Genomic DNA, 25,082 nt, shown 5'->3' with positions numbered 1-25,082 from the left:
GGTCATTCTTTCGTATCCGGCAACCATTGGTACAGCACATCCGGACAACGCTCCTCGTTATCTTGGCCATCGCTCAGGCGCAACAGTGTAAAACCATGCGCCTCATAAAAACGACGCGCCCCGGCATTGGCCTGAAACACGAACAAGCGGCAGGCCTGTTTCGACTGCGACAATACCTGCTCCAGCAGGGCGCGGCCTATGCCGTTTCCCTGATGGCCAGGCGCGACATACAGCTGGTCCAGCCAGCGCATGCCATCTTGCATGGAGCAGGCGGCAAAGCCTGCGATCTGGCCATCACGCTCAGCCAGCCAGACCTGGCTGGTTTGCAACAACGCATCGGCAAACCAGCTGCGCACCGACGCCTCATCGTGCGCCAGCGGCGCATAAGGCATTTCCCGGCGACAGGCCAAATAGATGGCGGCCAGCGCATCCGCGTCGGCAAGCCGGCCCTCGCGGATAGACAGCGTCATCGAGTCACAATCTTCATCAGGGTGGCGACGATGATGCGGATATCCTCGAACAAGCTGTGCGTTTCGGCGTAGCGCACGTAATAGCTGAGCTTCTCCGGCAACACCTGTTCGATATAGGCGCGTTCCGGATCGTCGGCGCGGCCCAGGATTTCGTTTTCATCGATCATGCGGATCGACGCCCAATCGGTGATGCCCGGGCGCACCGACAGCACGATGTCGCGCGCCTCCTCCGGATAGTGCGCCACGTATTTGGGCACCTCCGGACGCGGGCCGACCAGGCTCATGTCGCCGAACAGCACGTCGATCAATTGCGGCAGCTCGTCCAGCTTGGTCTTGCGCAGGATGCGGCCGGCGCCGGTGACGCGGCTGTCCGCGCCCACGGTCAGTTGGCCCTGCCTCTCGGTATCCACCTGCATGGTGCGGAATTTGTGGATGCGGAACAGCGTGCCGCCGCGCCCCACCCGCACCTGGCGGAAGAACACCGGCCCCGGCGAATCCAGCTTCACCCACAAGGCGACAGCCAGCAGCGGCAGCGCCAGCACCGCCAAGCCCAGGCTGGACGCCGCAATGTCGAACAGCCGCTTGATCAGCCGCGAGCCGTGGCGGCGCGGCCGACAGCAAGGCGGCAACAGCTCGCCGCCCTCTTTTTCCAACCGCTGGCTCATGCGCCCAGAATCTCGCGCACGGCGGCGATGACGCGGGTTTGGTCATCGTCCGTCATCTTGGTGTACAGCGGCAGCGTCACTTCGGCCTCGAACGCCGCGTCGGCCACCGGGAACTGCTCGCGCGTCAGCTGGTAGCCGTCGCGCCATACCGGCTGGCGGTGCAGCGGAATGAAGTGCACCGAGCAGCCGATGCCCTTCTCCGCCATCCTGGCGATGAAGTCATCGCGCGAAATGCCGGCCTCCGGCTTGAGGCGCACCGGGTACAGGTGCCAGGCGTGGTTGCTGCCCTCGTCCTTAGCGCGCGCCGGCAGTATCAGCGGCAGGCCAGCCAGCTCGCGGTCGAAGCGCTGGGCCATGACTTCGCGCTTTTCGTAGAAGCCGCGGATTTTCTTCAGCTGATGGATGCCCATCGCTGCGGCGGTGTCCGGCATATTGTACTTGTAGCCCGGCGCGACCACTTCGTAGAACCAGGCCGGCGTCTTGGACACGTAGCGGTCGAAGGCGTCGCGGCTGATGCCGTGCAGGCGCATCACCTTGCAGCGGGCGATGATGTCCTTGTGCTTGGACACCACCATGCCGCCTTCGCCGGTGGTCATGGTCTTGTTGGCGTAGAAACTGAACACGGTGACGTCGGAATCCAGCGTGCCCACCAGCTTGCCCTTGTAGTAAGTGGGCATGGCGTGGGCGGCGTCTTCCACCACTTTCAAGCCATGCTCTCGGGCGATGGCGATGATTTCGTCCATGTCGCAGGCCAGGCCGGCGAAGTGCACCGGCATGATGGCCTTAGTCTTGGGCGTGATCGCGGCGCGGATCGCATCCGGACGGATATTGAAAGTTGCGGCGTCCACGTCCACGCACACCGGGTGCGCGCCCAGGTAGCGCACCACTTCGGCGGTGGCGGTGAAGGTGTAGGACGGCACGATCACCTCGTCGCCTTCCTTGATGCCGATCGCCTCCAGCGCCAAATGCAAGCCGGCGGTGGCGGAATTCACCGCGATGGCCTCGACGCCGTCGCCCAGGAAGGCGGCGAAATCGGCTTCGAACTGCTTGGTCTTGGGCCCAGTCGTCACCCAACCGGAACGCAGCGCGTCGACGACTTCGTTGATCTCTTCCTCGCCGATGTCCGGCAAGGCAAACGGCAAAAATTTCTGTTCGCTCATTTCTCAGTCTTTCGTCTTAGCGCGGCCTAGCATGGCCGCCGTCCATGTCCATCGCCGCGCGCCTCGCGCGCGGCCTGCAAAATCTTGCGTAGGGCGGAAGCCCCAAAGGGGTGTTCCGCCATTACCATTTATCTCTTGCAACGGCAGAGGCGGAACGCCCGCTATGCGGGCTTCCGCCCTACGCCAAAATCACAGCTTCACCGCCGCCAGAAAGCGGCGCGCCAGCACCGCGTAATCGTGGTTGGCCAGCACATAGGCCTTGCCCGCCGCGCCCATCGCCTCGCGCTCGGCCAGCGGCAGCACCGCCATGCGCTTGACCGCGTCTGCGATCACGGCCGGATCTTCCACGCCGATGCTGATGCCGGCGCCGGCATCGCGCACCATGTCATTGCCGGCTTCCACCGAGTGGATCACCGGCTTGCCCGCCATCATGTAGTCGAACAGCTTGTTCGGGTTGATGCCGAAGCGGTAGATAGGCAGCTTGCGCCAGCCTATGTACAGCGCGTCGCACTCGGCCAGGAAGGCCGGCACGCTGCGCTTGCCGATGGACGGCAGGAACAGCACATTGTTCAGCTTCAGCTCGGCGGCTCGTGCCACCAGGGCTGGCTTGTCCGGGCCGTCGCCGACCAGCACAAAGGTCACCGGCGCGTCCTGCATCCGCGCCGCCGCTTCCAGCAGATAATCCAGCGCATTGGCCAGGCCGTGGCCGCCGGCGTAGCCGACGACGAAACGGCCATGGGCTTTCAGTTCAGCCAGCCGCATGCGGTGTTCGGCCGGCAAGGCTTGCGCCTCGCCCTGCCACTCCGTCACATCCACGCCGTTGGGAATCACCGCGTATTTTTCCAGCGCCATGCCGTGCGCCATCATGTAGTCCTTGGCGCAGGGCAGCATGGACACTACGGTGTCCGCGCGCTTGTAGCCGAAGTCCTCGGCCCATTGCAGCAGGCGGATGAAGGGGTGCTTCGGCGACATGCCGCCCACTTCCACCGGCGTCAGCGGCCACAAGTCATGCACCTCGTACACCAGCCGCGCGCCGGTCTTGCCGGCAATCCACGCCGCCGGGATGGTGTCCAGCGGATAGGTGGACGAGGCGATCACCACGTCCGGCTTCCATTGCTTCAGATAGCGGCCAGACAGGCCCATCACCTTGCCGAGGAAGCTGAAAATGTTCAGCACCCGGCCCACGCCGTTGCCCTCGTAAGGACGTGTCTTGCACCAGGTGTAGCGGATGCCATCGATGTCTTCGTCCAGATATTTTCCCGGCACTTGCGGGTGGGTCTGCCGCAGGTGGGACACATCGGCCGCCAGCATGTTCACTTCGTACCCGGCCTTCACCCATTCCCGCGCCAGATAGTAGGGGCGGAATTCCATGCCGTGGCGCGGGCTGCCGGCGTAGTGGTTGATGTAGAGTATTTTCATTATTCGATATCGCCACGAAACCCACGAAAGACACGAAATACATTCGCAAGCTCGTTTGAAAATGACTTCCTTGTTTCGTGTTCTTTCGTGGGTTTTGTGGCTAAAAATCAGGATGATAAGGACGCATACAGCGCCACCAGCTTGTCGGCTTCCGCCGCCCAGCTGTATTTGCTCAGCACCGCCCGCTTGCCGGATTCGCCCAGCTGGCGCATGCGGTCTTCATCGCCCAGCAATTCATTGATGGCCGAAGCGATGGCGACGGCATCCTGCGGGTCTACCAGCACGCCGCAGCCGGCGTCGTCGACGATCTCGCGCCAAACCGGGAAGTCGCTGGCGATCACCGGCATGCCGGCGGCCATGTATTCGAATAACTTGATCGGTAGCGCATCCACGTAATTGGGCGTGGGGAACAAAGTCACCAGGCCGATTTTGCTCTTGGCCAATACCTCGATCACGTCCTTACGATCCAACAACCCCAGATCGTTGACGCGCGCCCAGCCTGGCTGGGCCGTTAGCTTGGCCTTCAGATCGCTCTCGCTCCATGGGCCGGCCAGATTGAGCCGGGTGGAGGTGTCAGGCAAGGCGGCGACAATCGGCTCGATGCCGCGGATGCGGCTGATGCCGCCGATATAGCACACCTCGTTGCGGCGGCTTTCCCACGGCGTGTCGCGCACCAGCTCTTCCAGAATCGGGAAGTTGCAGACATCGAGCGCGTTGGCACCCAGTTTCTCGAAGCGTTTGCGGATGTGCGGGGTGGAAGTGACGATGGCGTCGAAGCGGCGCGCCGCCCAGTCTTCCAGCGTCTCGAAGCCGCCGGACACCAGCGGGCGCACCGCGCCGGGTATCCAGTGCTTGGCCAGGATCTGCCGCGGCACATCCTCATGCACGTCATACACCACCTTGATGCCGGCCTGTTTCAGCCGCACGCCGGCGGGAATCAGCTCGGGATCGTGGAAATGCACCACGTCAGGCCGCAGCTTCAGCGCGGCCTGGTAGACGCGCTTGACGGTGCCGGTCATGCGAGCGAAACGGCCGCCCGTCTTGGGGCCGACGTCGTGGATGCGCACGCCGTTGCGGATTTCCTCGCCCAGGCCATCGGCGACGATCAGCGTCACCTCATGGCCGGCCGCCGCCAGCGAGCTGCATTCTTTAACGAAGATGCGGATGTCGTGACGCGGGTGGGCGGAGGTCAGGTGGGCGATTTTCATTACAGTTTCAAACCTTTATTTGTTGCTTGGCCACCCCAAACAGACCAAACCCTTTGAGCCACGAAACCCAGGAACCACTCGAACGCGTGCCAAGCATTTTATTGAACCTGCGCCAATTCGGGTTCTGGATGCTGGCTAATGGTTTCGTGTCCTTTCGTGTCATTCGTGGCAAAAAATTAAATTAACTCTCGATACAACGCGGCAAAGCCGGCCATATTGGCCTGATGCAGCGCCTTGGCCGCCACCAGGCCGCGATTCATCTCGGCGATAGCCTGCAAGGCCGCGTCATCCTCGGCGCGGGCCATGGCGCGGCACAGCTCGGGGCCCAGACGGCCGACATCCTCGGCGATGGCGCCGTTGAGGCCGTCTATCGTCCATTCGCCATTGGCCGGCAGATTGGACAGCAGCGGAAAGCAGCCATGCCCCATCGCTTCCAGCAGGCTGATGCTGGTGGCGTCGGACCGCGGCACGCTGACGAAAACGCGCGATTCGGCATACAGCTTGCCCAGCGTCGCGCTATCGACAAACCCCGTGAATTCCACGCGCTTGAGGCCCAGCGCCGCCGCCAGTTGTTTCAGGCCATCCGTTTCGCTGCCGCTGGCGGCGACGACCAGATTCCAGTCGTCGAAGCGGCCGCTGCTTTCCACCTCGGCCCAGCCCTGGAGGATGGCGTCGATGCGGTATAGCGGCTTGTGCAGCCGGCAGGACAGTACCTGTTTCTGTTTGGCCGCGATGATCGGCGCCGGCGGCAAGACATCGATGCCGTAATTGAGCAGCGATATCCGGCAATCGCCGGCCAGTTCGCGGATTTTCGCCGCCATGTACAGCGAGTCCGAAGTGATGGCCGCCGCGGCTTGCAGATTGCCGCGCACCATGGCCCGCATCAGCCGGTTCTGGTCCGGCAGCAGCAGCACATCGGACCCCCAGGCAGTCAGCAGCATCGGGATGCTCGAGCCGCGCAGCGCGCGGCGCGCGTGCCAGGCCACGCTGTTGGCCTGGTGGACGTGGACCACGTCGGGTCTCACCTCGGCGATCCAGGCCTTGAGCCGGCCGGCGGAAGACCAGGCCTTCAGGCTGAAGTCCACGCGCAGCACAGCTTTCAAATTGGCCGGCCGCTTATCCGCCGGCACCTCGCCGTTGCTGGCCAGATACAACTCGTCCACATGCGGCGCGATGCCGGACAGGAAGCGCCAGGTATGAATCGAGGCCGAACCCACCACCAGCAGGCGGGCGATGCGATCAGTCATTGGCCCAGGCCTCATACAGCGGATGCAAGTCTGGATGCTGCGCCAACCATTCGGCGTCGGTATCGCGGGTATCGCCGACCACCCGCGCCGGATTACCGGCCAGGATGGCGAAATCGGGATAGTCTCCCGCCTGCACGAAGCTATAGGCCGACACGATGCTGCCCTTGCCCAAGACGACGCCCGGCATCAACACCGAATGCGGACCGATGAAGCTGTATTTGCCGAGCTTGGTCGGCTTCTTCAGGTAACCCGCATGATTGCCGCGGTCCAAGTATTCGCGGCCGTACAGCCGGATCGCCACATGGCTGGAGTGCGTCAGCAGGGACACATAGTTGGTGATCTGACAGCCCTCGCCTATGTACAGGCCGCCGGATGAGTCGATCAGGTTGAAGTGGCCGATATAGACATTGTCTTCGACCATCAGCTTGTCGATATGCTCGATCCGCGTCATGTTGGAGACGCGGGTACGCTTCAGGTACGCGCCGTCGCCGCGACGGAAGCCGTATACCATCCGCGGCCTGATCCAGGCAGACAGCCGGAAGCGGATGCGGCTGAATAATCCATGCCAATTCATCGTGCCGCCTTATAAAGCCAGGTGAAATAAGCAATGAAATAGCCGGCCATCACCACCGAGACCAGCTGGAAAGTCGCCACCGCATCCTGCCAGATATGGAAGCCCAACCATAGCGACCCCAGGAACAGCACGGCCTGCACCAGGGACAGGAAAAACGCGAAACGTTGCCGATTGATCACCGGCGGCACCATGCCCAGCGGCGAGGCGACGAAATGGAACAGGATGAACAGCGACATCGCCTCGGCGTAACGACCGGCCTCGCTCCAGTTGGCGCCGAACACCAGCGAGAACAAAGGCTCGCCGAAAATCTGGATCACCAGAAAGGGGAACATCGCCATGCCGAACAAGGTCAGCATCATCTTGCGCAAAATGGGCCGCAGCGGCAGCCCTTGATTCCGCGCCTCCGCCAGTTCCTTGTAGGCCACTTGCGCCACTGCCTGGCCGATGAAGGCCGCCGGCAGCTTGAGCACCCGCATCATCAGGCCATACATGCCGACGGCGGAGGTGCCAGCCAGCACCGTCAACACCACCAGCGTGGCCGAATCCAACAACGCCGTGCTCAGGGCATGCGGCGCGTTGATCTTGGGAAACTCGATATAGGCAAGCGCGGCGCTGCGCATGTCCTGGCGGTTGACGTCACGGTGCCAGGCGAACTTGGCCTTGAGATCGGCCCAAGCCTGCGCCAGCAGCGAACCCAGCTGGCCGGCCAACTGGCCCAGAATCAGCCCGCCGGCGCCGGCGCCCAGCCAACCGGCCAGCACCTGGGTGCCGGCCATGCCGAACGACTGCGCCATCCGGCCATTGGCATTGGCCTGGTAGCGGCGATGGCGGTTGTTCCAGTTGGTCCAGGCCTGCATCAACCCGGCCAGCAGCACCGACAGCGGCAACAAGGCCAGCCACGACTGCAGCGCCGGCGCGCCCAGGTGGGCGGCGATATGCGAATGTCCGCCCAGCAGCACCACCAGCGCGATCAGCAGCGACAAAGCGCCGGCGCACAGGATGGACAAGCCCATCAGATTGCTGGCCCGCTTGTCGTCGGCCGGCAGCACGATGGCCATCTCATAGCGCGCGGTGGCCAGCACGGCCAAGGTCGACATCCAGGACACGTATACGGTCTGGATGCCGACTTCATGCGGGTTGTACAGGCGCGTGATCAGCGGCGACACCAATAGCGGCACCACCTGGGCCACGGCGGCGCCGGTGACCAGGGTGATGACATGGCGGACAAAGCCGCTTTTCGGCACGCGCAGCGACGACAAGGTCAGCATGCTCCTCAGCCCAGCGCCTTCTTGACAGCGGCCACAATGGCGTCTTGCGCTTCTTCCGTCAGGAAGGGGTGCATCGGCAGACTCATCACGCGCTTGCCTGCGGCTTCTGCATGCGGGAAGCTGCCTTCAGCCAGGCCCAGGTGGGCGAAGGCCGGTTGCAGGTGCAGCGGAATTGGGTAGTGCACAGCGGTCGGCACGCCCAGTTCCTTCAACTTGGCCTGAACATCGTCGCGATGATCGACCTCGATGGTGTACTGGGCGTAAACGTGGGTATTGCCCGGCTGGATCACCGGCACGCGGGCCACATCCTGCAGCAGCGCGCTATAACGGGCGCCGATGCGCTCGCGGGCGGCCACTTCATCCGGGAAGCTCGGCAGCTTGGCCAGCAGCACGGCGGCCTGAATGGTATCCAGGCGGCCATTCAGGCCGATCACCGGATGATGGTAGCGGCGATCCTGGCCATGCACGCGGATTTCGCGAATCTTCTTGGCCAGCGCGTCGTCGCTGGTGAACACCGCGCCGCCGTCGCCATAGCAACCCAGCGGCTTGCTGGGGAAGAAGCTGGTGCAGCCTATGGTGGACAGATTGCCGGACTTCTTGCCGTGCTGGCTGGCGCCGAAGCTCTGCGCGCCGTCCTCGATCACCGGGATGCCATGCTTGGCGGCGATGGCGTTGATGGCGTCAAAGTCCGCGGCCTGGCCATACAGGCTGACCGGCATGATTGCGCGGGTAGCCGGCGTGATCGCCGCTTCCAGCAGCACCGGGTCCAGGTTGTAGCTGACCGGGTCGATATCGACGAATACCGGCTTGGCGCCCAATAGCGCGATCATCTCGCCGGTGGCGATGAAGGTGAACGGGGTGGTGATCACCTCGTCGCCGGCGCCGATGCCCAATGCCATCATCGCAATCAGCAGCGCCTTGGTGCCGTCGCATACCCCAATGACGTGCTTGGCGCCGCAGTAGGCGGCCAGTTGCTCCTCCAGCTCTTTGACTTCAGGCCCCATGATGTACTGGCCATGGTCCAGCACCGTGTGGATGCGGGCGTCGATGTCGGCTTTCAGATGCTGGTATTGCGCTTTCAGATCAATGAACTGGATGGACATGTTTCAAGCTTCCATTTGCCACGAAACCCACTAAAAGCACGAAAATAAGCGCGGAATTTCCAAATTGCGCACCTGCGCGTCCGATCTACTATTTTTCGTGTCGTTTCGTGGGATTCGTGGCTAAAAAATCAAACCGGCGTGCAATGATTGCCGCCGACCTCGTAATGAATGCCGCAAGTCGGACACGGGTGGGTGCCGATATCGTTGGACAGCCGCTCGCCGCAGGCGCACATCCAGCCGATGCGCTTGGCGGGCGCGCCCACCATCAGCGCGTAGGCCGGCACATCCCGCGTCACCACCGCGCCCGCACCGATGAAGGCGTACTCGCCGACGGTATGGCCGCAGACGATGGTGGCGTTGGCGCCAATCGACGCGCCTTTTTTCACCACGGTGCGGCGGTACTCGTTCTTGCGGTTGACGTGGCTGCGCGGATTGTTGACGTTGGTGAACACCATGGACGGGCCGCAGAACACATCGTCCTCCAGCGTCACCGCGTCGTAGATCGAGACGTTGTTCTGCACCTTGACGTTGTCGCCGATACGCACATCGTTGCCGACGAACACGTTCTGCCCAAACGAGCAGCCCTTGCCGATCTGCGCGCCAGTGCAGATATGGACCCAGTGCCAGACACGGGTGCCTTCGCCTATGGTCGCGCCTTCGTCGACGATGGCGCTGGGGTGGATGGTGTAGTTCATTTCTAAAAACCCTTCATTGGCCACGAAAACCACAAAAAACACGAACGAAACTACAAAACTACACGAATGATTTCCGCTTTCGGGTATGCAAAACTCACCAGCAGTCCAACCCGGATTCCGGTCGCCTTCAGGTAATTAAGCACCTGCGCCCGGTGAGCATCGCCAACTTTGGATTGCGCTTTCAACTCCAACAAAACGCGGTCCTCCACAATCAGATCGGCACAATACTCGCCAACCTCTTCGCCTTTGTAGCAGATCGTCAGAGGACATTGCGCCTGGACGGCCAAACCTTGCTTTTTCAACTCGGAGAACAAGGCCCGCTCGTATACCTTTTCCAGAAATCCATGCCCCAACTCACGATAAACCTCAAACACACAACCTTGTATCCGATAACAAAGTTCCTGTTCGAGCATGCTTTCGTGTTCTTTCGTGGTTTTCGTGGCCAAACTATAATCAGTAATCCAGCGGCAAGCTGACGCGGCGGCCGTCGCGGGCGGACAGGTACATCGCAATCAGCAGCTCCAGCGACTTCAAGCCTTCGCGGCCGTCGGTTTCCGGCGTGGCTTCGCCGCGCATGGTCTTGATCACGTTGTCGTAGTACAGCGGGTGGCCGAAGCCATACACGCTGGTTGTCGCATAGCTGGCATTCTTGATCTCGTCGTCCATGGCATGCGGCTCGGCGAACTCCCAGTGCTGGATTTCGTTGACGGCCACGCCGCCGACGCGCACCGAACCCTTTTCGCCCAGGATGGTGATGCTGCCTTCCAGATTCTTCGGGTAGGTCAGCATGGTGACGTTCATGCTGCCCAGCGCGCCGGAGCGCCACTTGACGCTGACGGTGCCGGTGTCTTCCACCTCGATATTGCGCGCCAAGGTGGCGGTGTAGGCCTGCACGCTCTCAACGGGGCCGATCAGCCAGTCCAACAGGTCGACATAGTGGCTGGCCTGGTTCATGAAGGCGCCGCCGTCAAACTCCCAGGTGCCGCGCCAGCCGGCCGCGTCGTAATACTCTTGCGGACGGGTCCAGAACACATTGACGTTGACCATGTAGATGCGGCCGAAGCGCTTTTCCGTCATCGCGCGCTTCAATAGCTGCAGCGTGTCGTTGCGGCGGTTCTGCTTGACCACGAACAGGTATTTCTTTGCCTTGTCCGCCGCCTTGACCATTTCCAGGCCATCTTCCCAGCGGGTGGCCATCGGCTTCTCGGTCATCACATGGAAGCCCGCCTCGGAACACTCGATGCTCTGCGTCGGATGCAGGCCGGACGGCGTGGTCAGGATGACGATGTCGGCGTTGGTTTGCGCCAGCATATCAGTCAGGCTGGCATGGCCGCGGGCGCCGGTGCGCTCGACGGCGGCTTTCAGCGCGGCCGGATCGATATCGCAAACATCCACCAGCTCGGCGCGGTCGGCGTGCTTTTCCAGCGCGCCGAAATGGTTGTTGGCGATGCGGCCGCAGCCCACCAGGGCGAAGCGGATCTTGCGGTCGGTGATCGGGGGAAGGTGCAGGGTTTGCATATTACGCGATACCTTTATGAGCCACGAAACCCACTGCAAAACACGAAAACCGCCCCGCTTCCGGGTTTGGCTTTCGTGGATTTCGTGGGTTTCGTGGCAAAAAAATCAAGCCTTGACGATATTGTCGGCCGGCTGCAGGTACTTGCCGCGGCTGTCCACCAGCAGCTGGGCTTTGGCCTTCAGCAGCTCGTAGTCGAACTTGTCGTGGTCGGTGGCCAGCAGCACGCAGTCATAGCTGGCGATGGACTCGGCGGTCAGCGGCACGCTGGACAGCTCGAAGTGGTGCTCGCGCATCTTCGGGAACACCGGCACGTGCGGATCGCTGTACGCCACTTCCGCGCCCAGATCGCGCAGTTTTTCCATCAGGAACACCGACGGGCTTTCGCGCATGTCGTCGACGTTCTTCTTGTAGGCGATGCCCAGCACCAGCACCTTGCTGCCGTTGATGGCCTTCTTGCGCAGGTTCAGCGCGGCCGCCACCTTGGACACCACATAGTCCGGCATATTGGAGTTCACTTCGCCGGCCAGCTCGATGAAGCGGGTATTGACGCCGTATTCGCGCGCCTTCCAGGTCAGGTAGAACGGGTCGATCGGGATGCAGTGGCCGCCCAGGCCCGGGCCCGGATAGTAGGGCACGAAGCCGAACGGTTTGGTGGCCGCGGCGCGGATCACTTCGTGGATGTCGATGCCCATCTTGTCGGCGACGATCTTCATCTCGTTGACCAGGCCGATGTTGACCGCGCGGTGGATGTTCTCCAAGAGCTTGGTCATTTCCGCGGCGCGGGTGGACGACACCGGCACCACTTTGTCGATCACCGCGCCGTATAGCGCCACGCCGATTTCCTGGCAGGCTTCGGTCACGCCGCCGCATACCTTGGGAATGGTGCGGGTGGTGAAGTCCGGATTGCCCGGATCTTCGCGCTCCGGCGAGAACACCAGGAAGGCGTTTTCGCCGACCTTCAGGCCGCGCGACTCGATGCGCGGCAGCAGTTCTTCGTCGGTGGTGCCCGGATAGGTGGTGGACTCCAGCGAGACCAGATGCCCTTCGCGCAGGAAGGGCACCAGGCTGTCGATGGTATTCAGCACAAAGGACAGGTCCGGCTCGCGGTATTTGTTCAGCGGGGTCGGCACGCACAGGATCAGGGTGTCGGCTTCGCCGGCGCGGGAAAAGTCGGTAGTGGCTTCGAAACCGCGGGTCAGGGCGGTGGCGATGCTGTCGGCGGAGATGTGCTCGATATAGCTCTTGCCGGCCATCAAGGCATCGACCTTGCTCTGGTCGATGTCGAAGCCCAGCACCTTGTAGCCGACTTCGGCGAAACGCAGCATCAGCGGCAGGCCGACATAGCCCAGCCCCACGATGCCGATCACAGCGGATTTGTCCGCGATACGATTGAGCAGTTGCTGCTTGATCACGATGAATGTCCCAACAGGATGTAAAAGCTTGAGCGGCGGACGCCCGTCCACCGCCCGGTCATTCGGTACTGACTGTATTGTCCCGCCACGTCTGACCCGGGCCCGCAGCCCGAAACCGGCGCGCAACGCGCATGCAGCTTGGCATTATACGCCGCGCCGCGCCGGCTTTTGGGTAAGCAAACGTAACCGATCCGCCGATTTTGCGGCGGATTTGTCCTGGCTCAGATCAGCAGGTGGCCGGCGGTCTGCTGGTTGGTTTGCTTCAGCCGGTTGACGAATTCGCCAAACTCCAAGCCAAAGCGTCCTTCCAGCTCGTCAGCGCGTTTCTTCAGCGCCTCCCACTGCGTCAGCGTCGGACTCTGGCGGAAAGCCATGACCGCGACGTTGCCGTGAGTGGCCGCAGGCAATTCGATCACCCGACCTTCAAAAACGTTCAACAGACGCTCGATGAAGCTGTGGTAGCGCTTGTCGCCGCTCCACCAATTGGTGACGAATACGCCCTTCGGGCTCAGCGCACGCTTGCAGTCCTCGAAAAAGTCCTCCGTGGTCAGCGCATCGACGATCTGCAGTCCGTCGAAGCCGTCCACCAGGATGGCGTCGGTGGAGCCGCGGAAGATCTTCACGTAGTCCGCGCCGTCGGCCTCGACGATCTCGAAGAAATCGCCCTCCTCCGGCAGCTGGAAAAACGCGCGCGCCACCGCGATCACCTGCGGATTGATGTCCACCGCCACGCTGACCGCGTCCGGCAGATATTCGTCGATGAAGCGGGCGAACGAGCCGCCGCCCAGGCCGATCTGCAGGATGTGCTGCGGGTTGTCGTTCCACAGCAGGAAACCCATCATCGCCCGGCTGTAGCTGAGCACCAGATCGGCCGGATCGTCCAGGTCCATCGAACTCTGGATGGTTTCCGAACCCAGGTGCAGCGAGCGGATATTGCCCTCTTCCGAGATTTCCACTTCCGGCATTTCCTCCACCGCGGCGCGCACGCGGCGGCGGAACGGATGCAAAGCCCTACGCGCCACAGCTGTCTTCCTTGGGACGGGAGTCCAGAATGCTGATGGTGCGCTTCTTCGGTGCCTCATCAACGTCATCCGCATCCGGCGCCGGATCGCGGAACTCTTCCTTGTCGAAGGCGGTGTCGCCATCGGCGAACGGCGCGTCGCCGGTCTTCAAACCGACAAAGTCGAACAGCTCCGGGTCGGCCAGATGCGACGGGACAACGTTTTGCAGCGCGCGGAACATGCTCTCCACGCGGCCGGGGAAACGCTTGTCCCAGTCATTGACCATTTCCTTCACCACCTGGCGCTGCAGATTGGGCTGCGAGCCGCACAGATTGCACGGAATGATGGGGAACGCTTTCCAATCGGCGTAGCGGATGATGTCCTTTTCGCGGCAATAGGCCAGCGGGCGGATCACCATGTGGCGGCCGTCGTCGGACACCAGCTTGGGCGGCATCGCCTTCATCTTGCCGCCGTAGAACATGTTCAGGAACAGCGTATGCAGGATGTCGTCTCGATGGTGGCCCAGCGCGATCTTGGTGGCGCCCAACTCGTCGGCCACGCGGTACAGGATGCCGCGGCGCAGGCGCGAGCACAGGCTGCAGGTGGTCTTGCCTTCCGGCACCAGCCGCTTGACGATGGAGTAGGTGTCTTCCTCGACGATGCGGTACTCCACGCCGATGGACTCCAGATACTGCGGCAGCACATGCTCCGGGAAGCCCGGCTGCTTCTGGTCCAGATTGACCGCGACGATGGAGAAGTGGATAGGCGCGGACTTCTGCAAGCCCAGCAGGATGTCCAGCAAGGTATAGCTGTCCTTGCCGCCGGACAGGCAGACCATCACCCGGTCGCCTTCTTCGATCATATTGAAATCATTGATGGCGTCACCGACATGGTGACGCAGGCGCTTGGCCAGCTTGTTGCCTTCAAACGCGGCCTTCTTGGCTTTGTCGTCGAGCACGGCGTTCTGTTCGGACATCGGGATGCGGCTAAGAAATTGAAAAACAGGCGATTTTACCGTTTTCCGCCGCCAAAATCCATGGCGGCGAAAAACCGTTACAGCACGATGCTGCGTCCGCCATCCACCGCCAGGATCTGCCCGGTGACATAGCCAGCGTCCAGCAGCAGGAAAGCCACCGCGCGGGCGATGTCTTCCGGCACGCCGGTGCGTTGCAGCGGAATGGTGGCTTCTATCCTGGCGCGCGCCTCCGGGCTGAACGATGCCTCATCCTCCGGCCACAGATTGACGCCGGGCGCCACGCCGTTGACACGCACCGCCGGCGCCAGCTCGATCGCCAGGCTGCGGATCAGCTGGGCATGGCCGGCCTTGGCCAGGTTGTACACCACATGGCGCGCCATCGGCCGGTCGACGTGGATGTCGGCGATGCCGACGATGGCGCCGCCGCGGCGCGTCAGTTCCGGCGCCAGTGCCTGGCTCAGGAACAAGGGCGCTTTCAGATTGCTGCCCATCAGGTCGTGCCAGGCCGCCTCGTCGATCTGGCCCACTTCGGTCGGGAAAAAACTGGACGCGTTGTTCACCAGCCCGTCCAAGCGGCCAAACGCCGCCACCGCCGCCTCGGCCAAAGCCGGCAGCGCCGTCGTGTCCAGCAAATCGGCCTGGACCAGCTTCGCGCTATCCGGACGGATGGCGTTCAACTCCGCCGCCAGCGCCTCGGCCGCGGCGCGAGAGCCGCGGTAATGCAGCACCAGCCGCAAGCCGCGGCCATGCAGCAAACGGGCGATGCCCGCCCCCACCCGCCGCGCGCCGCCGGTAATCAGGACCACACGCTCATCTTGTTGTTGCTCTGTTAGCATTGCTTCCTCATTTCGAATTGCCCCTTCACGGGGACGGCGCTTTGCACCACAATCGCGCCACATTGTAGCAGGACGAAAACCATGACCACCCTACCCGCCGCCAGCCCCGAGGCGCTGGCCGTCAGCCAGGCCCTGTGCGGCCGCATCCGCGAAGCGATAGCGCAAGCGGGCGGCTGGATACCGTTTTCGCATTATATGGAATTGGCGCTGTACGCGCCCGGCATGGGTTACTACGCCGCCGGCAGCCGCAAGCTCGGCGAAGCCGGCGACTTCATCACCGCGCCGGAACTGACGCCGCTGTTTGGCCAATGCCTCGCGCGCCAGCTGGCTGAACTGCTGCCGCAAACGGCCGGCGCGATCTACGAATTCGGCGCCGGCACCGGCAAGCTGGCGATAGACCTGCTGGCCGAGCTGGAAACGCTGGGCTGTTTGCCGCAGAAATACGTCATCCTGGACCTGTCGCCGGACTTGATAGACCGCCAGCGAGACAATATCCGCGCCGCGCTGCCGCGCTTGGCGGATCGCGTCGAATGGGCCAGCCGGCTGCCGGACGCCATCGACGGCATCGTCATCGGCAACGAATTGCTGGACGCCATGCCCTGCGAAATGGTGTTCCGCGACGAAAACCGCCAGTTGCGCCAGCGCGGGGTGACGATACGCGACGGCGCCCTCTGCTACGAAGACCGCGACTTCGCCGACGCCCGCCTGGCTGAGCTGGCCGCGCAGCTGGTGCCGGACATCCCGCGCTACGAAACCGAAATCAGCCTGGCCAACCGCGGCTTCATCGCCACCGTGGCCGGCGCGCTGAAGCGCGGCGCCATGGTGATGATCGACTACGGCCATGCGGCGTCCGAGTACTATCACCCGGAACGCAGCATGGGCACGCTCTTGGGCCACTACCGCCACCACACGGTGCAGGACCCGTTCTACCTGCCCGGCCTGATGGACCTGACCTGCCACGTCGACTTCACCGCCGTCGCGCAGAGCGGCATAGACGCGGGTCTGGACCTGATTGGCTACACCAGCCAGGCCCAGTTCCTGCTCAACTGCGGCCTGACCGAGCTGCTGCAGCAATGGGACGCCAACGACGTCAAAACCTATCTGCCGGTGGCCAAGGCCGCGCAGCGGCTGCTGTCGCCGCAGGAAATGGGCGAAACCTTCAAGGCGATAGGCTTCGGCAAAGGCGTATCGATAGACTGGCTGGGCTTCACCCGCGGCGACCGCTGCTACACGCTGTGATTTTTTTGGAAGCGGACTTGACAGCCCATTAGTCGCTGCGTATAGTTCGCGTCTCGGTGCAAGCGCATCGAAAACGTGGCGAATTAGCTCAGTCGGTTAGAGCGACGGAATCATAATCCGCAGGTCCGGGGTTCGAGTCCCTGATTCGCCACCACAGTTTGGAGAAAACGCGCAAGCGGGTTCTCACGGCGAATTAGCTCAGTCGGTTAGAGCGACGGAATCATAATCCGCAGGTCCGGGGTTCGAGTCCCTGATTCGCCACCAATAACATCAAGGGGTTGCAAGATTTTTCTTGCAACCCCTTGATGCATTTGACGCCTTGCAGGCTCGCCTTGCCCGCAAAATCCATCCCGACACCAATCTCGCCGTCCCTCGGATCATTCACTCCCCCATGCCGCTCCGCAAGCGCCGGCGAACGCCGGTTAATCAGAGCCCCCGGCATTTCCCAGACCGTTCGCTTTCTGGCGCACAGCCATCGGCTTCCGGAACAGCGCCGCGCCCCACAGCGCAAGCGGGTCGAAGTCATGCTCAGCATGATCGTTGTCTGCATAGGGGATCATCCCAAACCGGCCAAGTCTGAATGCCGCGGACCGGCATCCCGCTCAAGGCTGCGAAAAGCGAGCCTCGGCTTCGCTGTTCATTGCGCTAACAGGCTGTTTTGAAAAGGCTTAGCCGCGAGCGGGCTTGGCAGGAAGCTGCTCCCTACATCTGTAGCTCATCGGAAGATGCCCTAGGGAAACCGCCATGCCTCAGGCATGGCGAATGCGATGAATATTAAATTTTCTTAAAGAATTGAATATGGCGACGCGCATCGATCAATCGCGCGCGCGTCGTTAGCATCGTATTTCTAAATTTACATGGAAAGCGATGCGATGAATAAAATGAAAACGCTGTGCCTGGCGCTGATATCGGTGAATCTGGCAGGTGCCGCCATGGCTGACGTGATACCCAAGCCGGCAACCGAATTCACCCGGGAGGCCAACCGGAAAGTTCTGGCCGAGCTGCCGTTTGACGATACCCGCGACTTTGTCGACGCCAGCCGGGGATTCATCGCCCGCCCAGATTTCATGCAAATCAAAGACGACAAGGGCAATGTGGTGTGGGACATGGAGAGCTACAAGCGCTTCATCTCTAGCAACAAATCCGCGCCGGACACCGTCAACCCGAGCCTGTGGCGCAATGCCCAGTTGAACATGGAATACGGCCTGTACAAGGTCGCGGACCATATCTACCAGATACGCGGCTTCGACCTCTCCAACGCGACGTTCATCGAAGGCAAAACCGGCTGGATCGTATTCGACACGCTGCTGTCGCAGGAAACCGGCAAAGCCGCCCTGGACTTCATCAACAAGACGCTGGGCGAGCGCCCGGTCGTCGCCGTGGTGTACAGCCACCCGCACGCCGACCACTACGGCGGGGTGCGCGGCATGGTGAGCGAAGCTGACGTGCTGTCCGGCAAGGTGCCTATCATCGCCCCCGAGCATTTTTCGGAGCACGCGATCAAGGAAAACGTCATCGCCGGCAATGCGATGAGCCGTCGCGCCGTCTACATGTACGGCGCGATGCTGGAGCGCGGCGAGCGCGGCAGCATCAACGCGGGCCTGGGCCAGACCATCTCGTCCGGACAGGTGAGCCTGCTGCTGCCGACGCATGAGATCAAGCAGAGCATCGAGGAAATGGAGATCGACGGCGTGAAAATGGTATTCCAGTTGACGCCAGGAACCGAGGCCCCGGCAGAGATGAATACTTGGTTCCCCCAGTTCAAGGCTTTGTGGATGGCGGAAAATGTCACCAACACCATGCACAATCTGCTGACCTTGCGCGGGGCGGAAGTGCGCGACCCGATCAAATGGTCGGACGGGCTGAATACCACCATCGAGACCTGGGGAGACCAAGTGCAAGTCCGTTTCCAGAGCCACCACTGGCCGAGCTGGGGCAACGCCAATATCGTGGACGGTCTGAAGAAGCAGCGCGATTTGTACAAATACATTCACGACCAATCGGTGCGGATGCTGAACCAAGGGATGACGGGCGAGGAAATTTCGGAAACCATCCAGCTGCCGCCTTCCTTGAGCCACTACTGGCCCAATCGCGGTTACTACGGCACGCTGCGCCATAACAGCCGCGCAGTTTATCAGCGCTATATGGGCTGGTACGACGGCAACCCCTCCAGCCTGAACAACGAACCGCCGGAAATGGTCGCGCCCAAATACGTTCAATTCATGGGCGGCGAGGACGCGGTGCTGAAAAAAGCCGCCGAGTCCTATCAGAAAGGCGATTACCGCTGGGTGGCTGAGGTGCTGAAGCATGTCGTGTTCGCCAATCCGAAAAACCAGCCGGCCAAGGAGCTGCTGGCCGACGCCTACGAACAGCTGGGCTATCAGGCGGAATCCGGCCCGTGGCGCTCCATCTATCTGCAGGGCGCCAGCGAACTGCGCAAAGGCCTGCCTACCGGCTCGGCGACCAAATCCAGCTCGCCGGACACCATACGCGAAATGACACCGGACATGCTGTTCGACTATCTGGCGGTTCGCCTGTTGCCGCAAAAGGCCGAAGGCCGGACGCTATCGTTGAATGTTCACTTCCCCGACATTGGCATTCACCGCGGGCTGAATCTGGAAAACAGCGTGCTCAATCACAGCCGGAAACTGAACAGCAAGGCCGATGCAGACATCACGCTGAGCAAGGCGACGCTGAATGCGATTCTGCTGCGGGAGATGACGCTGGAAGAGGCCATTTCCCAACGCAAGATCCGCATCACAGGTAACCAGCAGGCTCTGCCGCAACTGATGTCCATGATGGATACATTCCAGTTCTGGTTCCCCATCGTCACGCCGTAAAACCCGGCGCGCCAGCGCCGTCCGTCAACCGGGCGGCGCATCTGTTCCTCGAATCCACTCTCAAAGCATCACGCTGACTTCAAGATGAAACGACTGCTATTTCTCGCCTTCTTGGGAGGCGCGCTGCCTGTTTGCAAGTGCGCGGCCGCGGGTTTGTACCTGTACGAGCTGGGCTCCGAAGACGTCGGGCTGGCCAATGCCGGCGCGGCGGCCCGCGCCCAGGACCCCAGCACCATCGCGAGCAATCCGGCAGGCATGACCGAACTGAGCGGCAGCCAACTCAGCATCAATGGACAAGCGCTCTACGGCGATATCCCCTATGCGCTGGACAAAGACAGGCCGCGCGCGGGAGGCAGCCCCGGCAATGTGCTGGGCTGGTATCCCGGCGGCAGCATTTTCTATAGCCGGCAAATGGACGACAAGCTGGCGCTGGGCATGGGTTTGTACGGCAATTTCGGCATGGGTCTGGATTTCGGTGATTGGGCAGCCAGCGGCGTAGTCCGGGAAAGCACCTTATTGGGTGTCACGCTGCAGCCCAGCGCGGCCTACAGACTCAATGAGCAGTGGTCGATAGGGGGCGGGATAGGCGTCAATTACGGCGTGTTTTCCTTCGAACGCGATGCCTGGCGCGGACAGGGCAACCAGGCAGACCACGACTGGGCGCTGAGCGGCAAGCTGGGGGTGCTCTACAAGCCGGACGAGCGGACACGGGTCGGTTTGAACTACTCAAGCGAAACCCGCTTCCATTACCAGGCCGACGCGGCATTCGGAAACCTGTCTTTGCCGATAAACGCGCAGGTCAACGCGCCGCGTCAAGTGATGTTGAGCGGTTTCCGGCAGCTCTCGCCGCAACTGGCCATTCTCGGCAGCGCCGGTTGGCAGAACTGGAGCCGCTTCGGCGACAGCGAACTGGACATCGCCTCGGCCTCGGTCTCCGGCGAGAGTAGGCTGCGCAATAGCTGGCATGCTTCGCTGGGCGCGCAATATCAATGGAAGCCCAAGCTGCGCCTGAATGCCGGCGTGGCTTTCGACAGCAGTTTCTATCGCGATCAAAGCAATACCGCGCTGACGATGCCGTCGGGGAAATCCTGGCGTTTCGGCCTGGGCGGGCAGTACCAAGCGACGTCATCGTCCAGCATCGGCCTATCGCTTGAGTATCTGACATCGGACAATGCCCAGGTATCAAACCCATTGTACAAAGGAAGCTATCCTCACCCTCAGCTATATTTCCTGAGCCTGCAGTACGTGCAGAGGCTATGACCTAGTCCGCTCGTGCCCTTGTCAAGCCGGTGGCCAAACCGCTTTCCCCTGTCAATGCCCACCTGAAACAGAAGGACATTGAAGCCTTATAAGGTAGATCGATGGCAACGCGAGCCCATGACCTGAACCTGCTGACTGTTTTCGACGCCGTGATGCAGCAAGGCAGCGTCGCCAAGGCGGCGGAAAAGCTGGAGCTGACCCCCGCCTCCGTTAGCCTCGCGCTGTCGCGGCTGCGCGACTCGCTGGGCAAACCGTTGTTTGTCAGGAAGGGCCGGGGCATTGCGCCCACGCTTTATGCGCACCAACTGCACGCGTCCGTATGCGAGGAGCTGTACCGCATCGCCAACGCCTTGGGCATGGACGATGATTTCGACCCGGCTCGCAGCAAACGCCAGTTCGTTTTGGCCGGGCAAAGTTACTTCGATCAGATTTTTCTGGCCCACTGTTCCGCGTGGAGCCGGGAGGCGCCTGGCTTGCGCATCACCTTCCGGGCGGAAGAAGATAATTTCCACAAACCGATCGAGATGTTGTCCGAGCGGCAGGCCGACATTTATCTGGGCTCGCTGCCCATCAACCACCCTTCGATCCTGCAGCAATGCGTGGGAGAGGAAGAACTGGTCGTTGCCTGCTCGCGCAGCCACCCGAGAATTGGCGGCGGCCTGAGCCTGGATCAGTTCTTCATCGAGAATCACGCCACGCTGACCGAAGGGCGCTGCGGCAGTCTGTACCTGTATCAACTGTGCGATGCGCCGCTGCCCACGCGCAATGTGCGCTACCGCAGCGACTCCCTGCTGCACGTGATGGCGGCGGCGGCGCGAAGCGAGCTGTTATGCGTCACCACCGCCCGCCTGGCCAGATTATGGGAAGACACCCTGGCGCTACGCATTCTGCCGCTGCCATTCCCTCTGCGGCGCGTGCCCATTTATCTCAGCATCCACGGCAGCCAGGGAAATGATAAGGGCATTCAGTGGCTGACGGCGCAGTTGCGAAATATTTTCCTGGATAGCCCTCCGGCGATGGTGATGCGCTGACCGCCTGGCGCTTTGGCCGGAATGCAAACAGACGGATCTGAACACTTTTTGATTATGGAGAGACCGATGAGAGTCGCTGGCAGATATATGTTCCTGCTCGCAGCTGGCAGCTGCGCGCTGATGTCCCAGCCCGTCTGGGCCATGCCCCCCGGGATGGAGGAAAAAATAGCCGACGTGATGGTATGGGTTGTCGTGGTGGCCGTACCACTTGCCGCCCTGTATCTATTTTGGAAGGTACACGTACTGCCTGAAGTCTTCGCGGAAAAACACCACCACCCGCAAAAACGCGCCATCCAGGTACTGTGCCTGTTGTCGCTCGCTTTCGGTGGCTTGCTGTGGCCGCTCGCCTGGCTGTGGGCGTTCACCAAACCCACCTCCTACAAAGCGGCTTACGGCACGGACAAGCATGACGACTTTTTCCTCAAGCCTGATGGAGCCCATGGCGGACAACCACTGGACTTGGCGATTGTCGATGATGAAATCGTGCTGCTGCAGGAAAAGCTACAGCAGCTGTCGAAAAAGCGCGCTCTGATTATGGCGTCGCAGGAGAAAATAGCAGGCGAGGCCAGTCGCGCCGAAGGAGGCGATCATGCTTGAAATGATCATCGGCGGATACTGCGCGCTAGTTTGGCTGGTATTCATCAAGCTCAAGTGGTTCCCATGGAACATCAAAACCCAGGTCGGCGCCGCCACCGGCGCGCTGGCGCTTGCGGCCACCATTATTTTCACGATCAACGTAGTCACCCCCTCCTCCAACGACGTGCGCGTCATCAACTACGTTTCGGAAATCGTCCCGCGCGTCGCCGGCACGGTTACGCGGGTGGCGGTGGAGGGCAATACGCTGGTTAAAAAGGGCGACGTGCTGCTGGAGATCGACGATACGCCCTACCGCTTGCGTGTCAGGGAGCTGGAAGCGAAGCTGGCGGATACCATCGCCTCCGCCAAAACCCTGAAACAGGATCTGGATAGCGCGAAAAGCAGCACCTTGGCGGCTCAGGCGCATCTGGACCTGATGAGCAAGCGTCTGCAGGAGGCCAAAACGCTGGCCAAGGCGGGCGCAGGCAATGAATACGATGTGGAGAACTTTCAAGCCGAAACGAAGAAGGCCGAGTCCGCGCTGGCCTCGGCGAAAAGCGGCGAAGCAAAAGCGCAAATCCGGCTGGATGCCACGGTCGGTCCCGACTTGGCCAGCGTGGCGCAGATCAAAGCCCAATTGGATTCGGCCCGCTACGACTTGCGCTCCACCGTGATCCGGGCCCCCGCTGATGGCTACCCGATCAACGTCTCCGTGCGTCCCGGCAACTATCTGGTTCCCATGCCGTTCAAGCCTGCCTTGAGCTTTGTGGAACGCGAGCAACGCATTCTGGCGTTCTTCGCACAGAACGAACTGCGCTACATCCAGCCCGGCGACAAAGCCGAAATAGCCTTCCAGACGCTACCAGGCCAACTGGTGAAGGCCAAGGTGGACAGCATCGTCTGGGCCAATGGCCAGGGCCAGCTGCTGCAGTCCGGCCAGGTGCCCAATGCGCCGGTAGAAATGGCGCCCGCGCCTCTGGCGCAGAAGTACGCAGTCAAACTGACGCCCATTCAGCAAGAAGGGGAAGAACAAGCGGTCATCCCCATGGGCGCCAGGGGCGGAGCGGCCGTCTACACCGAAAAACTCGCGCCGCTGCACCTGCTGCGCATGGTGATGATCCGCGCGCAATCCCTGTTCAACTATCTTGTGCTGAAGCTGCACTGAGGAGATCGGGATGCCCAAGGCAACAATGCTACTACCCGGCCTCGTCGGCCTGGCGCTGATGGGGTGCGCCGTCTCTCCTCCGGAGCGTCAATCATTGACGCTAGAACACGCGCAGCTGCCCGCGCGCTGGAGCTCGCCGGCATCCGGGGAGTTCGACGCCGCCGTACTCGGTTTTGCCATCGACGCCAAGCTGCGCGCGCTGATAGAAGAAGCCATTCGCTACAACGCGGATTTGAAGCAGGCTGCGGCCAGAACCGAGCAGGCGCAGGCCGCGCTCAAAGCGGCTGCCGGGGCCAAACTGCCGATCGTGGCGCTTGGTGGGCAAGTCGGCAACTCCACTCTGCCGACTTCCAGCATGAGCACTTCCGGCATCGGGTTGGTCACCACATGGGAGGCGGATCTTTGGGGACGGCTGTCCGCAGAGCAAAACGCGGCCCATTCCCGCTTCCAGGCATCGGCGCAGGATCTGCTCTATGCCCGGCAATCACTCGCGGCCAATGTGGTCCGCGGTTGGATCGCGCTCAAGGAAAATGCGCAGCAGCTGGAAATCGCCCGGCAGATGCTGGATATGTCGCAGCAGCAGCTGGCTTTGATCGAGGTAGGCCAGAAAGTGGGGCGCAACACGCGTCAGGATGTGGCTTTGCATCAGGCCGCAATGGAGGCGCAACGCCAGCAGTTGCTGACCCTCGAACAAGCGCAATATCAGGCTCGCCGCGCGCTGGAGGTGCTGCTGGGCCGGTATCCGTCAGGAGAGCTGGCCACGCTCGGCCCCTTGCCTGCTGCGTCGGACGCCCTCCCGGCCGGCATCCCATCTGAAATGCTGAGCCGTCGTCCGGACGTTTTGGCTTCCGAACAACGTTTTGCCGCAGCTTTCTATGGCGTGGAGGCAGCCAAGCGCGCGCGGCTGCCTTCGCTCAAGCTGACGGGAGGGGTGGCTTACATAGAGGACTCGGCAGTTCTGCTCAAATCCGGCATAGACAACCCGCTTTGGGCGGTTACCGGCCAGTTGTTGGCTCCGATATTCACCGGGGGACAGCTGGCGGCCCAGGTAGAGGCGCAGAACGGAAAGCAACGCGAGGCGCTGGCCGCCTACAACCGGGCCGCGCTGAACGCGCTGGCCGAAGTGGAAAACAGCTTGACTGGCGAACGAATGCTGAAGGAACGCGAGCACGCGCTGCAAACTCAAGCCGACTCGCTGGCGCGCTCGGTACAGTACGCGTCGCTGCAAAAACAGGTAGGCAGGATAGACAATTACCAGTTGTTGCAGCAGAAGCTGAGCCTTGCGGCGGTCCAAGCCAGCCTGCTTCGCTTGCAGAGCACCCGCTTAGACAACCGCGTATCGCTGCACTTGGCGTTAGGGGGACAATTCCTAATCTGAGTCTCCTGCGGACATTGGCGGGCAAGGGGAGCGATGCCAA

Annotated in this window: 23 protein-coding genes and 2 tRNA genes; 9 read left to right on the top strand and 16 right to left on the bottom strand. The window is 61.9% G+C overall.

The genetic code is table 11. The features are described from left to right. Positions 1-2 precede the first annotated feature (2 nt). The 16 genes from JHD59_RS08825 to JHD59_RS08750 form a co-directional block, all read right to left on the bottom strand. Positions 3-470: a GNAT family N-acetyltransferase gene (locus tag JHD59_RS08825; RefSeq protein WP_199153956.1), complete on the bottom strand. Its 468-nt coding sequence runs from the start codon at positions 468-470 to the stop codon at positions 3-5. Then, on the bottom strand, positions 467-1,135 hold the full coding sequence (locus JHD59_RS08820) for a sugar transferase (protein WP_304491309.1): 669 nt from the start codon (positions 1,133-1,135) through the stop codon (positions 467-469). Before JHD59_RS08820 ends, JHD59_RS08825 begins: the two co-directional genes overlap by 4 nt. After that, positions 1,132-2,295 (bottom strand): DegT/DnrJ/EryC1/StrS aminotransferase family protein, encoded by a 1,164-nt coding sequence (locus JHD59_RS08815; RefSeq protein WP_199153955.1) that lies wholly within the window; start codon positions 2,293-2,295, stop codon positions 1,132-1,134. The genes JHD59_RS08820 and JHD59_RS08815 overlap by 4 nt, the downstream gene beginning before the upstream one ends. Before the next feature lie 189 nt (positions 2,296-2,484). After that, entirely contained in the window at positions 2,485-3,714 is a 1,230-nt protein-coding gene (locus tag JHD59_RS08810; RefSeq protein ID WP_199153954.1) for a glycosyltransferase family 4 protein, read from the bottom strand. Positions 3,715-3,821: 107 nt separating this feature from the next. Continuing rightward, a complete protein-coding gene (locus JHD59_RS08805) occupies positions 3,822-4,922 on the bottom strand; it encodes a glycosyltransferase family 4 protein (protein WP_199153953.1) in 1,101 nt (366 codons plus the stop codon). Between the two features lie 176 nt (positions 4,923-5,098). Then, entirely contained in the window at positions 5,099-6,169 is a 1,071-nt protein-coding gene (locus JHD59_RS08800; RefSeq protein WP_199153952.1) for a glycosyltransferase family 4 protein, read from the bottom strand. Beyond that, positions 6,162-6,743 carry an acyltransferase gene (locus tag JHD59_RS08795; RefSeq protein WP_103317599.1) on the bottom strand — a complete coding sequence of 194 codons (582 nt, stop codon included), beginning with the start codon at positions 6,741-6,743 and terminating at the stop codon, positions 6,162-6,164. Before JHD59_RS08795 ends, JHD59_RS08800 begins: the two co-directional genes overlap by 8 nt. After that, the gene (locus JHD59_RS08790; RefSeq protein WP_199153951.1) at positions 6,740-8,011 is read right to left on the bottom strand and encodes a lipopolysaccharide biosynthesis protein; all 1,272 of its coding nucleotides are present in this window, start codon (positions 8,009-8,011) and stop codon (positions 6,740-6,742) included. The genes JHD59_RS08795 and JHD59_RS08790 overlap by 4 nt, the downstream gene beginning before the upstream one ends. Before the next feature lie 5 nt (positions 8,012-8,016). After that, the gene (locus JHD59_RS08785; RefSeq protein WP_199153950.1) at positions 8,017-9,114 is read right to left on the bottom strand and encodes a DegT/DnrJ/EryC1/StrS aminotransferase family protein; all 1,098 of its coding nucleotides are present in this window, start codon (positions 9,112-9,114) and stop codon (positions 8,017-8,019) included. A gap of 128 nt (positions 9,115-9,242) precedes the next feature. Next, positions 9,243-9,809, bottom strand: coding sequence for an acyltransferase (locus tag JHD59_RS08780; protein ID WP_199153949.1), 567 nt, complete (start codon positions 9,807-9,809; stop codon positions 9,243-9,245). A 50-nt stretch (positions 9,810-9,859) separates the two neighbouring features. Beyond that, entirely contained in the window at positions 9,860-10,222 is a 363-nt protein-coding gene (locus tag JHD59_RS08775; RefSeq protein WP_199153948.1) for a GxxExxY protein, read from the bottom strand. A gap of 40 nt (positions 10,223-10,262) precedes the next feature. Then, the gene (locus tag JHD59_RS08770; RefSeq protein WP_103317592.1) at positions 10,263-11,327 is read right to left on the bottom strand and encodes a Gfo/Idh/MocA family protein; all 1,065 of its coding nucleotides are present in this window, start codon (positions 11,325-11,327) and stop codon (positions 10,263-10,265) included. A 105-nt stretch (positions 11,328-11,432) separates the two neighbouring features. Then, positions 11,433-12,737, bottom strand: coding sequence for a nucleotide sugar dehydrogenase (locus tag JHD59_RS08765; RefSeq protein WP_199153967.1), 1,305 nt, complete (start codon positions 12,735-12,737; stop codon positions 11,433-11,435). Between the two features lie 224 nt (positions 12,738-12,961). Continuing rightward, entirely contained in the window at positions 12,962-13,762 is an 801-nt protein-coding gene (locus JHD59_RS08760) for a polyamine aminopropyltransferase (protein ID WP_103317590.1), read from the bottom strand. Further along, on the bottom strand, positions 13,752-14,717 hold the full coding sequence (ttcA, locus tag JHD59_RS08755; RefSeq protein ID WP_199153947.1) for a tRNA 2-thiocytidine(32) synthetase TtcA: 966 nt from the start codon (positions 14,715-14,717) through the stop codon (positions 13,752-13,754). The genes JHD59_RS08760 and ttcA overlap by 11 nt, the downstream gene beginning before the upstream one ends. A gap of 77 nt (positions 14,718-14,794) precedes the next feature. Continuing rightward, entirely contained in the window at positions 14,795-15,553 is a 759-nt protein-coding gene (locus JHD59_RS08750; protein ID WP_199153946.1) for a pteridine reductase, read from the bottom strand. A gap of 81 nt (positions 15,554-15,634) precedes the next feature. Here JHD59_RS08750 and JHD59_RS08745 point away from each other — a divergent pair, with 81 nt between their 5' ends. The 9 genes from JHD59_RS08745 to JHD59_RS08705 all read left to right on the top strand — a co-directional run bounded on the left by JHD59_RS08745 (position 15,635) and on the right by JHD59_RS08705 (position 25,042). Next, positions 15,635-16,792 carry a class I SAM-dependent methyltransferase gene (locus tag JHD59_RS08745; protein WP_199153945.1) on the top strand — a complete coding sequence of 386 codons (1,158 nt, stop codon included), beginning with the start codon at positions 15,635-15,637 and terminating at the stop codon, positions 16,790-16,792. Positions 16,793-16,869: 77 nt separating this feature from the next. Continuing rightward, positions 16,870-16,946: transfer RNA gene (locus tag JHD59_RS08740), tRNA-Met, on the top strand. 33 nt (positions 16,947-16,979) lie between these two features. Then, positions 16,980-17,056 (top strand) — tRNA-Met (locus tag JHD59_RS08735). A 608-nt stretch (positions 17,057-17,664) separates the two neighbouring features. Continuing rightward, entirely contained in the window at positions 17,665-19,632 is a 1,968-nt protein-coding gene (locus tag JHD59_RS08730) for an alkyl/aryl-sulfatase (RefSeq protein ID WP_199153944.1), read from the top strand. An 84-nt stretch (positions 19,633-19,716) separates the two neighbouring features. Beyond that, positions 19,717-20,892 carry an OmpP1/FadL family transporter gene (locus JHD59_RS08725; protein ID WP_199153943.1) on the top strand — a complete coding sequence of 392 codons (1,176 nt, stop codon included), beginning with the start codon at positions 19,717-19,719 and terminating at the stop codon, positions 20,890-20,892. A gap of 101 nt (positions 20,893-20,993) precedes the next feature. Then, positions 20,994-21,923, top strand: a complete 930-nt coding sequence (locus tag JHD59_RS08720) for a LysR substrate-binding domain-containing protein (RefSeq protein ID WP_199153942.1) — start codon at positions 20,994-20,996, stop codon at positions 21,921-21,923. 66 nt (positions 21,924-21,989) lie between these two features. Next, the gene (locus tag JHD59_RS08715; RefSeq protein ID WP_199153941.1) at positions 21,990-22,520 is read left to right on the top strand and encodes a DUF3302 domain-containing protein; all 531 of its coding nucleotides are present in this window, start codon (positions 21,990-21,992) and stop codon (positions 22,518-22,520) included. Beyond that, complete coding sequence (locus JHD59_RS08710) at positions 22,513-23,664, top strand: HlyD family secretion protein (RefSeq protein WP_199153940.1); 1,152 nt, start codon at positions 22,513-22,515, stop codon at positions 23,662-23,664. The genes JHD59_RS08715 and JHD59_RS08710 overlap by 8 nt, the downstream gene beginning before the upstream one ends. Positions 23,665-23,674: 10 nt before the next feature. Then, positions 23,675-25,042 (top strand): efflux transporter outer membrane subunit, encoded by a 1,368-nt coding sequence (locus JHD59_RS08705; protein ID WP_199153939.1) that lies wholly within the window; start codon positions 23,675-23,677, stop codon positions 25,040-25,042. Positions 25,043-25,082: the final 40 nt, after the last annotated feature.

It is taken from the genome of Chromobacterium sp. ASV23 (genome assembly GCF_016428945.1).
GTDB lineage: Bacteria > Pseudomonadota > Gammaproteobacteria > Burkholderiales > Chromobacteriaceae > Chromobacterium > Chromobacterium sinusclupearum.
The sequence above is the reverse complement of the archived record's forward strand: the minus strand, read 5'-3'. Positions and strand labels throughout refer to the sequence as shown.